Annotated in this window: 12 protein-coding genes and 3 pseudogenes; 5 read left to right on the top strand and 10 right to left on the bottom strand. The window is 65.4% G+C overall.

What is annotated here, in order from left to right:
* Positions 1-74 precede the first annotated feature (74 nt).
* The 7 genes and pseudogenes from FHU40_RS19005 to FHU40_RS18975 form a co-directional block, all read right to left on the bottom strand.
* A complete protein-coding gene (locus tag FHU40_RS19005) occupies positions 75-1,589 on the bottom strand; it encodes an amidase family protein (protein WP_183593950.1) in 1,515 nt (504 codons plus the stop codon).
* A 62-nt stretch (positions 1,590-1,651) separates the two neighbouring features.
* Positions 1,652-1,783, bottom strand: coding sequence for a tautomerase family protein (locus FHU40_RS29875; RefSeq protein WP_425490186.1), 132 nt, complete (start codon positions 1,781-1,783; stop codon positions 1,652-1,654).
* A 28-nt stretch (positions 1,784-1,811) separates the two neighbouring features.
* Positions 1,812-2,603 (bottom strand): fumarylacetoacetate hydrolase family protein, encoded by a 792-nt coding sequence (locus FHU40_RS18995; protein WP_221200067.1) that lies wholly within the window; start codon positions 2,601-2,603, stop codon positions 1,812-1,814.
* 23 nt (positions 2,604-2,626) lie between these two features.
* On the bottom strand, positions 2,627-3,724 hold the full coding sequence (gene dmpG, locus FHU40_RS18990) for a 4-hydroxy-2-oxovalerate aldolase (RefSeq protein ID WP_183593948.1): 1,098 nt from the start codon (positions 3,722-3,724) through the stop codon (positions 2,627-2,629).
* On the bottom strand, positions 3,721-4,707 hold the full coding sequence (locus FHU40_RS18985; protein ID WP_183593947.1) for an acetaldehyde dehydrogenase (acetylating): 987 nt from the start codon (positions 4,705-4,707) through the stop codon (positions 3,721-3,723). The genes dmpG and FHU40_RS18985 overlap by 4 nt, the downstream gene beginning before the upstream one ends.
* A complete protein-coding gene (locus tag FHU40_RS18980; protein WP_221200066.1) occupies positions 4,704-5,498 on the bottom strand; it encodes a 2-keto-4-pentenoate hydratase in 795 nt (264 codons plus the stop codon). Before FHU40_RS18980 ends, FHU40_RS18985 begins: the two co-directional genes overlap by 4 nt.
* A gap of 535 nt (positions 5,499-6,033) precedes the next feature.
* Positions 6,034-6,599, bottom strand: a pseudogene (locus FHU40_RS18975) (transposase); the annotation flags it as partial.
* Positions 6,600-6,603: 4 nt separating this feature from the next.
* On the opposite strand from FHU40_RS18975, the pseudogene FHU40_RS18970 reads away from it, so the two are divergent.
* From FHU40_RS18970 to FHU40_RS29870, 3 genes and pseudogenes are all read left to right on the top strand, one after another.
* A pseudogene (locus FHU40_RS18970) lies at positions 6,604-7,053 on the top strand (transposase); the annotation flags it as partial.
* 191 nt (positions 7,054-7,244) lie between these two features.
* Entirely contained in the window at positions 7,245-7,997 is a 753-nt protein-coding gene (locus FHU40_RS18965; RefSeq protein ID WP_183593945.1) for an IclR family transcriptional regulator, read from the top strand.
* Between the two features lie 201 nt (positions 7,998-8,198).
* Positions 8,199-8,426, top strand: coding sequence for a helix-turn-helix domain-containing protein (locus tag FHU40_RS29870; protein ID WP_183594752.1), 228 nt, complete (start codon positions 8,199-8,201; stop codon positions 8,424-8,426).
* On the opposite strand, the gene FHU40_RS29065 is transcribed toward FHU40_RS29870, so the two are convergent.
* Positions 8,403-8,753: an ATP-binding protein gene (locus FHU40_RS29065; RefSeq protein ID WP_343057945.1), complete on the bottom strand. Its 351-nt coding sequence runs from the start codon at positions 8,751-8,753 to the stop codon at positions 8,403-8,405. The two genes, FHU40_RS29870 and FHU40_RS29065, sit on opposite strands and share 24 nt — an antisense overlap.
* A 16-nt stretch (positions 8,754-8,769) precedes the next feature.
* Between FHU40_RS29065 and istA (FHU40_RS18950) the strand changes: the two genes are divergently transcribed.
* Both istA (FHU40_RS18950) and istB read left to right on the top strand, forming a co-directional pair.
* A complete protein-coding gene (gene istA, locus FHU40_RS18950) occupies positions 8,770-10,026 on the top strand; it encodes an IS21 family transposase (RefSeq protein ID WP_183593944.1) in 1,257 nt (418 codons plus the stop codon).
* Positions 10,026-10,832: an IS21-like element helper ATPase IstB gene (istB, locus tag FHU40_RS18945; RefSeq protein WP_183593942.1), complete on the top strand. Its 807-nt coding sequence runs from the start codon at positions 10,026-10,028 to the stop codon at positions 10,830-10,832. The genes istA (FHU40_RS18950) and istB overlap by 1 nt, the downstream gene beginning before the upstream one ends.
* 17 nt (positions 10,833-10,849) lie before the next feature.
* Here the strand turns inward: istB and FHU40_RS18940 are convergent, their stop codons facing one another.
* Positions 10,850-11,407, bottom strand: coding sequence for an ATP-binding protein (locus FHU40_RS18940; protein ID WP_281374789.1), 558 nt, complete (start codon positions 11,405-11,407; stop codon positions 10,850-10,852).
* A pseudogene (gene istA, locus FHU40_RS18935) lies at positions 11,404-12,929 on the bottom strand (IS21 family transposase). Before istA (FHU40_RS18935) ends, FHU40_RS18940 begins: the two are co-directional and overlap by 4 nt.
* Between the last annotated feature and the right edge of the window lie 4 nt (positions 12,930-12,933).

The following is a 12,933-nucleotide window of genomic DNA, read 5'->3' as shown; positions in this document are numbered from 1 at the left end:
ATTGTCTAATGGATTCAAGGGACGCGCGCGGCGACCGAACGCACTCAGTTCCACTCGCGCGTCGGACACCGTACCTATCCCGCCGGGATGAACTGTGGAGGATGGGTGAATGCTTGCTCGTAAGCCGCAGCGATCTGGACGACCAGGTCGTCGCCATGCGACTTGGAGACAATCTGCATTCCGATCGGAAGATTGTCAGCAGACACACCACACGGAACGCTCGCGGCCGGGTGGCCTGTGACGTTGAACGGGTAGCAGAAGCCGATGACTGCCCGCGCCGGGGCTTCCAACTTCTGTCCCGCGATCCGATCAGGGCCCTCCTGTCCGAGCGGCATCGCGGTGAACGGCACCGTGGGCGTTACAAAAGCGTCGTAGCGATCGAAAAAGTCGGTGAACGCGAGGTACATCGCCTTCCTGCTCGTCACGGCCGCGGCGAGTTCCCCAAGAGTCCACTCGCGGTTCAGCATCTGCAACACTCGGTCATTGATGCTGTCCTCGTACCCTTGCATTGCCTTCTTGAAGGCAGGCGGGTCGGCTTCGAGCGCAACAAGGGCTGCGAACTGCTCTCGCGCCACTGCCCGATGGGGAGACGCGTTCACCACTGTCGCGCCAAGCTCGGACAGTCGCTCGACCGCGGCCTTGAAGGCGTCGGCGACTTCTGGGTCCACTAGTTCAGCACCGTCCCAGTCTGTCGACCAAGCAATCCTGAGCCCCTTCAAGTTGTCCAGTCTGGACAAACCAGACAGACGCGCCGGCATGCCGTGTTGGGCAGAGTGACGGTCACGCCGGTCGGGGCCACTCATCACGTCTACTAGCAGTGCGCCATCGGCGACGGAGCGCGCAATAGGTCCGATGTGCTCGAACGCCTCCCATGCGCTGAGTCCGGGGAACTTCGGATCGCGACATCCAGGGAAGAGTGGAATTCGACCGAAAGTCGGCTTCAGCCCGAAAACCCCACAGAAGCTGCTCGGAACCCGCACCGAGCCGCCACCGTCACTACCCACCGCGATCGGACAAAGACCGGCAGCCACCGCGGCCGCTGAGCCACCACTTGAGCCGCCCGGCGAGGTGGCAAGGTCCCAAGGGTTTCTGGTCGCGCCGAACAATTCGTTTTCGGTCTGATTCGCGGAAAATCCGAATTCGGCCGTATTCGTCTTGCCCAGAATGATCGCACCAGCTGCCCGCAATCGTTCCACCACGACGTCGTCTTCTGTTGGCACCAGGTCTGCGTACATTCGGGAGCCACCGGTCGTACGGAGACCCTTCGTGAAGATGAGGTCTTTGATGCCGACCGGGACGCCATGGAGGTCACCCATCTGCCCCGCCATCTGAGCCCGCTCAGATTCCTTTGCTTGCTCCACCACGCTGTCACGGTCGACGGTGCTGAACGCGTTTACTGAGTTGTCGTGCTCTTCGATTCGAGCGAGGAAATATTCACTGATTTCGACCGGGGAGAGCTCCTTAGCGTGAACAAGCGATACCAAGTCCCGAGCTTCTAGGAACGCGATTTCATTCATGTAGCGGAAACCCTTCGGTAGTTGCGGTCCATCGAAGATGGGCCGGACCCCGGATTCCTTGAAGAGCCACACATGTCTCTTCAAGGCCCGGGGTCGAATATTTGGTCATGGCGTTGGGAGATAGGAAGTCTCGGTCAAGCCCGTTCGGCTAGGGTGACGTCACCGGCCGCAAAATGGGTAAGGGGAACTTCCCGGATGATCACGCGCACGCTGTCACTCGGTGCACTGATCGAGTCGCAGGTCGCAACCGTGATGGCGCTGATCAAGTTGCGGAGCTGTTCTGGGGTGCGACCCTCAGCTAGGGTTATCTCGACGATCGGAATCTCGCTTGCCTCCGTTCAGGAACACCGAGCCCAGATTCGTGAAGTGGCAGGCGATGGACGCTTCCGGCAGCGCGGAGACCGCGTCTGTCATACCGCCAGTGAGCACGATCTGGCCGGCCTCAATGGCGTGGCCCCGGGTAGCGAGGTCGTTGGCTGCCAAGGCGAGGGCCTCTCCCGGGTGGCCTTGAACAGCAGCGCCCGTGGCCGTGTCAACGACTTCGCCATTGACTTCGATGACAGTCGCCTCTAGGGAAAGGTCGAGTTCGCTCGGTGGTAGACCGATCGGTCCCGTGACAAACGCGGCGGATGAGGCGTTGTCAGCGACAACGTCAGGCGCGGCGAACCGGAAGTTGCGGTAGCGACTGTCGATGATTTCCACGCCGGCCCGTACGGTTTCAACGGCAGCCATCGCTCGCGCGGCGGTAACGCCGGGGCCTGCAAGTCGTTCGCCCATCACGAACACAATCTCCGGTTCGACTCGCGGGTGGATGAGCTTGTGTTGCGGGATCGGGTCTCCCGCAGGCAACGCCATGGCGTCGGTGAGCCATGCGACGAATGGCGTGTAAACGCCCATGCGCTGCTGTTTGGCTCTGCTGGTCAGCCCGAGTTTGACTCCGACGAGTCGTTCTCCTCGGTCGAGTCGTCGGCGCAAATTGTGATCCTGGATTGCGTATCCGGTAGCGAGATCGAGGTCGAGCCACTCATCGGTGAATGGTTCGCGATCTCGCCGTTCGGCTTCACAGGCCATGAGTTCGGCCGCCACCGACTGAATATCCCAGGGCGTCCTCACGCGCCGACACCGGCGCCTTCATAGAGCGCGGCACTGGCCGCGTGCTCCTCCTGCAGCGCTAGCGCGATATCGATGATCATGTCCTCTTGCCCGCCAACGTAGCCGTGCTCACCGACGCGCTGCAGAATGGCATGGGCCGGAACACCGTAGCGTTCGGCGGCGCGTCCGGCATGGAGCAAGAAGCTGGAGTAGACCCCGGCGTAGCCTTGCGTGATGGAGGATCGATCCATCCAGGGAAGCCGCGGGATAATCGGCTGAACTACGTCCTCAGCGGCAGCCAAGACACTGTCAACGTCGACGCCAGTTCGGATGCCGAGTCGGTCGAAGGTCGCAGCGAGAACCTCGGTGGGGCTATTGCCGGCGCCTGCGCCGAGCGCGCATAGGGCACCGTCGATCTGGCGAGCCCCCGCTTGGTAGGCGAGGACGGAGTTCGCGACGCCCAGCGAGAGGTTCTGGTGCCCATGGAACCCGACCTCGGCGCTGCCGGCAAACTCGTCGATCAGAGCCTGTACACGTTCCTGTGCGTCGCTGAGTACCAGCGCGCCAGCGCTGTCGACGACGTACACACAATCAGCACCTGCGTCGACCATGACCCGGCCCTGGCGTGCGAGCTCGGCTGGTTTTGCTCGATGGGAGAGCATGAGAAACCCGACGGTTTCCATTCCCAGGTCGCGCGCAGCGGCGAAGTGTTGGATGGACACGTCAGCTTCGGTGCAGTGGGTTGCGATTCGAGCGACCGAAGCACCCATGGCGTGCGCCCTCTTGAGGTTCTCAACCGTGCCCAACCCAGGCAGAACCAGCACGGCAATCTTCGCCTGCTGTGCCTCCTCTGCTGCCGCCTTGATCAGGTCGAACTCGTCGACCTGGGAGAAGCCATAGTTGAATGACGACCCGCCTAGGCCGTCTCCGTGGGCAACTTCGATGACCTCGACGCCTGCAGCATCCAGTGCGTGCACGACGCCACGCACCTGCTCTTCAGTGAACTGGTGGCTCATCGCGTGAGAGCCGTCTCGCAGCGTTGAGTCGGTAATCCTGAGATCTCGGCCAGTTAAGCTGGATTCCCCGGGCCCGGCGTCGGTGAACTGGTGCTTCATGCGCGTGCTCCTACCGGCTGCTCACGGACATCAAGGGATGGGCCTGCGGCCCCGTCGGGAGGCAGGCCAAGCTTGTGCGCGACCAAGATGTCGCCTACACGCGCGGCCGCGGCGGTGATGATGTCCAAGTTGCCGGCGTAGTCGGGCAGATAGTCCCCGCGTCCGCGGACTTCCAGTGGCACTGTTACTCGCGCCATCCCGCGCCATGTCGCGCGCGGCGGATCGTACTGTGGATCCGCGCGCAGGGCATATCCAGGTACATACTCTTGGACTGCATCGACCATTCTGTGGATGGATTCGTCAAGTCGGTCCCGCACGATGCCGGCCTCAGCGGCCTCAGCGGGGATCGCGCAGAAGACGGTGTTGCGCATCATTAGCGGAGGCTCGACCGGATTGAGGATAATGATCGCCTTTCCGCGCTCTGCGCCACCAACCACCTCCAGCGCGGCAGCGGTTGTCTCCGTGAATTCATCGATGTTTGCTCGGGTCCCTGGGCCGGCTGATCGTGATGAGATCGATGCAACGATTTCCGCATACACCACGGGGACGACACGCGAGACCGCAGTCACGATCGGGGTCGTGGCCTGACCACCGCACGTAATCATGTTCACGTTCATGGCGTGTACATTGAAATCAAGGTTCACGGGTGGACACACAAACGGACCGACTGCAGCTGGCGTCAGGTCGACCGCTACGATGCCGGCCTCCGCGTAGCGCGGCGCGTTGGTGGCGTGTGCTCGTGCTGAGGTCGCCTCAAACACGATGTCAGGCAGTTCTGGGCGCGCCAACAACCAGTCGACACCTTCAGCTGAGGCTTCTAAGCCCATCCGGGCTGCGCGCGCTAGGCCGTCACTGGCCGGATCCACGCCGACCATGAAGCGTGGCTCAATGTGCCGACTTCGGCGCATCAACTTGAACATCAGATCGCTACCGATGTTTCCTGAGCCGACGATGGCTGCTGTGCCACGGGGAGCTTGGTTCATGTTGTCTCCTGAGTGAACCGGGCGGTCACTGATCCGAGCCCGGTGAACGACGCAGTGATGGTGTCGCCCGGGCCGACCCCCACCATCGGGGTCACCGCGCCAGTTAGTACGACGTGGCCGGGCTGAAGCGCGATTCCCAACGCTCCGAGGGTGTTGGCAAGCCACACCAGCGCGTTCACCGGCGACCCCAGTACCGCGCCACCCGCTCCAGTCGCAGCGACGCTGCCGTTCTGGAAAAGGGCGCACCCGGCGAGGCGCAAGTCCAATTCACTGACAAGGGTCGGTTTACTGCCGAGTACGAGCGCTCCTGAAGATGCATTGTCGGCGATGGTATCTACGATCGTGATACGCCAATCGTCGATTCGGGAGTCCACGATTTCCAACGCCGGCAGCACGTAATCCACTGCCGCGAGTGCCTGCACGACCGTCACACCAGGACCGCTGAGTGGTGCACGCAACACAAATGCGATTTCTGGTTCAATCCGCGGTTGAAGGAACCTAACGACCGGAATTGGAAGGTGCTCAGGGTAGAAGTAGTCGTCCAGCAGATGACCGTAGTCTGGCTGATTGACGCCCAGTTGGGCCTGCACCCGAGAGTTAGTAAGCCCTACTTTATGGCCGCGGACCGAACGCCCTTGTGCCTGCAACGCGTCGACCTGCAGCAACTGGATCGCATACGCGTCGTCGATTGTCATCCCGGAATGAGACTCAGATAGCGGTGCGATCGGAATCCCCGTTCGATTCGCTTCCATGAGCCGATCAGCTGCTGAGGCTCTGGCCAGCGGATCCACATACCCTCCTTCGCAGCGATGGAATGCCTCTGCGGCATTGCGAAGATCCTAGGTCCGTCGCGAACCGACGCGAAGGATCCCGTTCAAGAGAGTGGAACAAGGGGCTCAGTCATTGCGGTCTTTGACCCAGCGGCATTTCCCACCTTCGTTCGTGCGCCCGTAGCAATATTGTGCGCCTCCATCGTTCGCGCCGTTGGCCTCCAGGGCTCAGATGCCTAGCAGTTGGAGAGGGCCGAAGCGGACCGGACTCTTGAGTTCTCAGGGGGTCGCTTGGACGGCGTCATCATGGGCGAGGTGCACGCTGGAAGTGTGCGCCGGGGCCGCTGGGGCGAGGCCCAGAACACCCAGCGGCGGGCGGCGGGGCCGACACCCGAGAAGGCGATCTTGCGTGAAGTGATCGGGGATCCCGTTGAGCGATGAACTGGTGTGAGCCGCTTCCCCGTCGTCGCCGACGACCGCGACCGACGGCCTCTCGAGGTGAAGCGCATGAACAGAGCCTCGCGGGGTGGTGGGCCTTGAGGGGTTCCTCGGTGCCCTACTCGCCGCTCTCGATGGCGGCGTGGTCACCATTATCCATGGTCGCGGTGAGCAGGGCCATGGACTCCTCTGAGAGGTAGCGGCTGTCGCCAGCGATCCACTCGTCGTGCATGTCGATCAGGACCGCGCCGACCAGTCTGATGACCGCGGCGGCGTTGGGGAAGATGCCCACGACGCGGCTGCGGCGCTTGATCTCCTTGTGACCCGCTCGAGCGGGTTGGTGGACCAGATCTTGCGCCAGTGGGCCTTGGGGAAGCCGGTGAACGCGAGCACCTCGGCCTTCGCGTCGTCCATCAGCGGCCCGACCTTCGGAGACGTCTTGGTGAGCTGGGCGCGGATCTCGTCCCAGGCCTTGTTGACTGCCTCGGGGTCGGGTTGGGCGAAGATCGTGCGGAACACTGCGGCGACCATGTCGGCGTGGGTCTTGGCGACGTGGGCGAGCAGGTTGCGGGCGAAGTGGACTCGGCGCCGCTGGTGCGCGGAGCCTTGGAAGGATCGCTTGAGCGCTGCCACGAGACCGGAGTGCTGGTCGGAGATGGCCAGCTGAACACCGGCCAGTCCGCGCTGGGTCATCGCCCGCCGCGAACGCCCGCACCCTGGAGCCCCGCTCCGGTTGACCGACGAGGACGGCTGGCGGATCACCTGCTTTGCCATCAACACCAAGGGCTGGCGGCTCGCCGACCTCGAAGTCCGCCACCGGCAACGCGCCCGCGCCGAGGACCGCATCCGCAACCTCAAGGACACCGGTCTGCGGAACCTTCCCTTTCACGGGTTCGCTCAGAACCAGATCTGGCTCGAGATCATCGCGCTCGCCGCCGACCTGCTCGTCTGGACCCAGAACCTCGCCTGGCACGACCACCCCGCCCGACGCTGGGAACCCAAGCGACTGCGCTTACGACTGCTCTCGGTCGCCGGACGGATCACCCGGTCCGGGCGACGACGGCGGCTCCGGTTGCCGCGCCACTGGCCATGGAACAACCTCCTCGACACCGGGTGGGCAGCCCTCCAACCCGGCTGACCCAGCGACCCTGACCCAGCGACCCAAGGCCATCGGAGAACCGGCGCGACACAGCGCCGGAGACCGGCGATGCCCCGGCGACGATCCTCATCAACCAGCGGGTCAACGACTCAGCCAGCGGCTGGACGAAAGATCGAGGCTAGACTCCGAATCCCGGGACAAGTGCGCGCCAGTTGAGGCACACTATCCAAATGCGGGTCACCCAGCGGGACGTGCTCTCCCCTTCCGTACTCAGCCGCGCATTCGCGCTGCTGGGATGTTTTCCAACGGACGGAACCAGTCTGGGGGTCACCGAACTCGCGCGACGCTCAGGGATGCCGAAGGCAACCACCCATCGCATGCTGCAGGAGATGATCAAGCTCGGCGTTGTCGATCGTACCGGCACAGGTTATCAGATCGGCATGCGGCTCTTCGAACTCGGACAGCTTGCGAATGAAGTACGCACCTTGAGAGACAGAGCGCTCCCGCGCCTGGATCATCTCCGCGAGAGGACGGGCGCCACAGTCCACATGGTGGTGCTAGATCAGACCGACGTCGTATATCTGGAGAAGTTGGTCGGCCCACGCGGACCTCGAGTCCCCACGCGTCCCGGCGGCCGCATGCCGGCCTATTGCACTGGCCTTGGTAAGGCCATCTTGGCCCACTCGTCGACAGACAAAGTCCAGGCCGTCCTCGACGCGGGGCTGGAGAGACGAACGCCCAGAACGATCACAATGCCCGGACTGTTGATCCGAGAACTCGCAACAGCACGCGAGATGGGCGTAGCGTTCGAGTGGGAAGAGTCAACGGTCGGGCTCGTGTGTGCGGCTTCACCGGTCCTGGATGCACGGGGCCTCCCTGTTGCAGCGATCTCGGTCGCTGGACTGGGCAACATGATCGATCCGCGTCGACTCGCGCCCGCTGTTCGAGATACCGCTGCGCTGATCTCGCGCCAGATCGCGTAGAACTGCCTTCGTTGCATGTTCAACCCCCTTCCGTCGCGCGGCTCCATGTCACGTCGCAACGCTCTCTGCTGGATGAGGGCATGGAGTTGGCGAGACGCGGCCGCGAGCGGCGTTTGGGAGTCGAGGACGAGTACTGACACCTGATCCTGTCGGGGGTCGGCACGATCGAGGCCTGCACGCTGGTCGGGATGGGTCGCGAGACTGGATTTCGGTGGCCTGCCGAACGCGCCGGGCTACCGCCGCTTCGGCGCATCGATCGCGAGAGGTCAGGAGCGGTACCTGTCGCTGCTCGAGCGGCAGCGGATAGCGGCGCTGCGCCGGCACGGGCTCTCGATACGGGAGATCGCCAGACGACTTGGCCGGGCATCTGTCAATGGCCAAGTTGCGGTCCCCGCTGGTGGCCAACTAAAAGTCCCCACCCTTCGCTGAGTTTCCGCTGTTCTTGAGTCGGGTTCCTCCCTTCGCCCGGGCCTCTCGCATGCGGTAGGAGTCGCCGTCGGTGACGACGGTGTGGCAGTGGTGCAGGAGCCGGTCGAGCATGCTGACCGCGGTGGTGTGCTCGGGCAGGAACCGTCCCCAGGACTCGAACGGCCAGTGGGATGCGATCCCGAGTGACCTGCGTTCGTAGGCGGCCGCGACGAACCGGAACAGCACCTGGGCGCCGGTGTCGTCCAGCGGGGCGAACCCGAGCTCGTCAACCAGGACTGTCGACGACGCTCGAAAACTGAACAGTTGCGACGCTTGAAAAGTGAACACTCGCGACGATCGGAGAGTGATCACTTTGGAGGACTGGGCGTTGATCCGGCGGCTTGCCGGCGAGGGCGTTCCGAAGGCCCAGATCGCGGCGCGGCTGGGGATCTCGCGCACGACCGTGGTCAAGGCGGTGGCATCGGATGCGCCACCGAAGTACGAGCGGCGGGCGGTGTCGACGTCGTTCACGCCGTTTGAGCCCGTGGTGCGGCAGCTGCTGGCGAAGACGCCGGATATGCCGGCGACGGTGATCGCCGAGCGGGTCGGCTGGACCGGGTCGATCACGTGGTTCCGCGACAACGTTCGCCGGCTCCGGCCCGAGCATCGGCCGGTCGACCCGGCGGACCGGTTGACCTGGTTGCCGGGTGATGCGGCGCAGTGCGACCTGTGGTTCCCGCCGAGGAAGGTCCCGCTCGAAGACGGCTCCAAGACGCTGCTGCCGGTCCTGGTGATCACGGCCGCGCACTCCCGGTTCATGGTCGGGCGGATGATCCCAACCCGGCACACCGAGGACCTCCTGCTGGGCATGTGGATGCTGCTCCAGCAGCTCGGCGCGGTCCCGCGCCGGCTGATCTGGGACAACGAGGCCGGCATCGGCCGCGGCAAGCGGCACGCCGATGGGGTCGGCGCATTCACCGGCACCCTGGCCACCACACTGGTCCGGCTCAAGCCCTACGACCCCGAGTCCAAGGGCCTGGTGGAACGCCGCAACGGATTCTTCGAGACCTCCTTCATGCCGGGCCGGGAGTTCGCGTCGCCGGCCGACTTCAACGCCCAGTTCGGCGACTGGCTGACCCGCGCGAACGCGCGGATCGTGCGCACCATCAAGGCACATCCGGTGGACCTGCTCGAGGTCGACCGGGCCGCGATGCTGCCCCTGCCGCCGGTGCCGCCAGCGGTCGGGTGGGCCAACCGGGTCCGGCTCGGCCGCGACTACTACGTCCGCGTCGACTCATCCGACTACTCCGTCGACCCGGCGGTGATCGGCCGGTTCGTCGACGTGAGCGCGGATCTGTCCCGGGTCGAGGTTCGCCACGAGGGACGTCTGGTCGCAGCTCATGACCGGGTCTGGGCCCGCGGCATGACGATCACTGACCCTGTCCACGTCGCGGCCGCGAAGGTGCTGCGCGAGGACTACCAGCGACCCCGACCAGCGGCCGATCCGGACGAGGGGCTGGTGCGGGACCTGGCTGACTACGACCGTGCGTTCGGGCTCATCGACGGCGGCCTGACCGACGGCGCTGTCAACGGCGTGATCGACGGTGAGGAGGTGGCCTGATGGCGGGCAGGGCGAAGAGCGATGCGACCGAGGCGCTCAAGCAGCTGACCTACCTGGCGTCCGCGTTGAAGGCGCCCCGTATCACGGAGTCCGCGGTCCGGCTGGCCGACCATGCCCGCGACGCGGGCTGGACCCACGAGGAGTACCTCGCCGCGGTGCTCGACCGCGAGGTCGCCGCCCGCAACGCATCGGGTGCCCAGTTGCGGATCCGGGCCGCCGGGTTCCCTGCGCGCAAGACGCTGGAGGAGTTCGACTGGGACGCCCAACCGGGCGTGCGTCAGCAGATCGCCGCACTGGCATCGGGAGGGTTCCTCACCGAAGCCCGCAACGTCGTCCTGCTCGGTCCGCCCGGCACCGGCAAGACCCATCTGGCCACCGGGCTAGGGATAGCGGCCGCGCATCACGGTCACCGGGTGCTGTTCGCGACCGCGACCGAATGGGTCACCCGGCTCACCGAGGCCCACCGCGCCGGCAAGCTCGCGAACGAGCTGGCTCGGCTACGACGCTACGGGCTGATCATCGTCGACGAGGTCGGCTACCTGCCTTTCGAGCAGGACGCCGCGAACCTCTTCTTCCAACTCGTGTCCAGCCGCTACGAACACGCCTCGCTGATCCTCACATCGAACCTGCCGTTCAGCGGTTGGGGCGGCGTGTTCGGTGACCAGGTCGTCGCCGCCGCGATGATCGACCGCGTTGTCCACCACGCTGATGTGCTCACCCTGAAAGGGGCCAGCTACCGACTGCGCAACCGCGGCATCGACACACTGCCCAGCATCCGGGAGACCGCGGACCACCAGCCCGGTTAGGCTGCCCCGCACACCGTTCACTTTTCGGGCGTCGGAACCGACCAGAGTTCGAGCGTCGTCGACACAGGACGAGGTCGTTGCGCAACAAGGTGTCGATGACCTTCCCGACGGAGTTGTCGGCCAGGCCGCGGTAGAGGGTCTCGACGAGGTCGGCGGCGGTGAAGTACCTGACCCGGTGCCCGTGTTCGACGGCGGCGATCCCCAGCGATGAGCGTGTGGGACTTCCCGGTGCCGGCCGGGCCGATCATGCACACGTTCTCCCTCGCGCGGATCCACTCCAACGACGCCAGGTAGTCGAACGTTGCGGGCGGGATCGAGGACGCGGCGACGTCGAACTCCTCGAGCCGCTTGGCGACCGGGAAGCTCGCTTGCCGCATCCGGGTACGGACGTTGGACTCATCACGCGAGGCGATCTCGGCCTCGACCAGGGTGCGCAAGAACTCCTCGGGCTTCCACCGTTGGGTCTTCGCGGTCACCAGCAGCTCGGATGCCAGCCGACGCATCGCGGCCATCTTCAACCGTTTCAGGCCCTCGTTCAGGTCGGCCGGCAGCGGCGGCGGAGCCGTGGCGGTCATGCTCCCTCACCCCCGTCTGCGTCGACGCGGTAGGCGTCCAGTGACCTGGTCGGGACCGTGGGCAGCGTCATCACCAGCGCCTGCCCCGCGGCGGTGGGCCGGGGGGCGTGGCCGTTGGTGGCCAAGATTGACCGCACGTCGTCGGCGCGCGACCGACCGAACGCCACAGCTCTTTCCAGTGCGGCCAGCAGCGGTGAGTGCCGTGGGCCGCGTCCAGGGTGAGGATCTCGGCGATCTCGGTGCCCAGCTTGGTCACGCCCGCGGCGGCAGCGCCGACCAGGAACTGCTCGGCGACCGGGCCCAGGGCCAGGAACTCCCGCTCGACCGGCGTCCGCGGACGCGCACCACGGTGCGGCGTGTCGGGACGGGGGCGGTCGTAGTGGGCGTCGAGGATGCTGGTCTCCCCGGGCGCGACCAGCTGGTGCTCGGCATGGACCTCGCCGGTCACCGGCTCGATGACCCGCAGCACCCTCTCCCGCTCGTCCACGACGACGGTGACGGTGGTCCCGATGAGGCAGTTCGGGACCGAGTAGCGCGCTGAGCCGAACCGGATGCAGGACAGCTTGTCGACCTTCCTCGTGGTCGGCTTCGCGCCCACCTCCAGGCGCAGCGACGGCAGCTCGGCGAGCAGTTCCCGCTCCGACTCCAGCCGCTCCATGGGGATCGCGTGGATCTCGCTGTGGCGGCGGCTGTTGACCTCGCCGCACCACACCCGCGCTCGGGCGTTGAGCCCAGCCAGGCCGCCAACCCAGGGGTCGTCGAGCTCGAGCGGGACCAGCAGGTCGTCCTTGGCGTAGCCGACCAGGTTCTCCACGATGCCCTTGGACTCCGGGTCTGCGGTGTGGCAGAAGTCGGGCCGGAACCGGTAGTGGGTCGCGAACCGGACGTAGTCCGGCGCCGGGACGACGACGTTTGCGACCACGCCGCCCTTCAGGCAGCCCATCCGGTCGGCCAGCACCGTCTTCAGGACCCCGCCGAGGACCTCGAAACACTCCGCGAGCATGCCCAGCGTGGTGGCCTGCTGTTCATCAGCAGCGAAGCGGACGAACCGGAACCGCGACCAACCCAGCACCGCGCAGAACACGTGCACCTTTCGGCCGGCGACGACCTCCTCACCCCAGTCGATCGCCAGCACCTCGCTCGGTGACCACACCGCCGGACGACGGCCACCGGCCCGCGCCTGTCCCTGCCGCCAAGCGGACTTTGCTTCGGCGACCAGGCGCCGGAAGTTGCGGTCCGAGCCCCCATAGCCAGCCGCGCGGGCAGCCGGGAGCAACCGCTTGGCGCTGATCCGACCCTCGGTCTTCTTCACACTGGCCGCGACCAACTCGGCCACGCTCTCGTAGTTCTTGGGCCGCACCGCCCGCGACGCCGGCGCATCGCCCCGACTGGCAGCCTGGTGGGCCTCGATGATCCGTCTGACGGTCTTGTGGGTCGTCCCGCAGATCGCGGCCGCTCCCCGGTAAGTGCCTACATCTCGGTAGGCCGAAATCACGTCCATCCGTTCCTTCGCGTTCTTCAATGGA

This window comes from Nocardioides soli, assembly GCF_014191495.1.
In the GTDB taxonomy this organism is placed as follows: domain Bacteria; phylum Actinomycetota; class Actinomycetes; order Propionibacteriales; family Nocardioidaceae; genus Nocardioides; species Nocardioides soli.
Note: the sequence above shows the minus strand (reverse complement) of the source record. Positions and strands in the feature narration are given on the sequence as shown.

Excerpts from the sequence above, each read along its gene's own strand:
- dmpG (WP_183593948.1), bottom strand. The coding sequence starts at position 3,724 with ATGAAGCACCAGTTCACCGACGCCGGGCCCGGGGAATCCAGCTTAACT.
- FHU40_RS18985 (WP_183593947.1), bottom strand. The coding sequence starts at position 4,707 with ATGAACCAAGCTCCCCGTGGCACAGCAGCCATCGTCGGCTCAGGAAAC.
- FHU40_RS18965 (WP_183593945.1), top strand. The coding sequence starts at position 7,245 with ATGCGGGTCACCCAGCGGGACGTGCTCTCCCCTTCCGTACTCAGCCGC.
- FHU40_RS18940 (WP_281374789.1), bottom strand. The coding sequence starts at position 11,407 with ATGACCGCCACGGCTCCGCCGCCGCTGCCGGCCGACCTGAACGAGGGC.
- istB (WP_183593942.1), top strand. The coding sequence starts at position 10,026 with ATGGCGGGCAGGGCGAAGAGCGATGCGACCGAGGCGCTCAAGCAGCTG.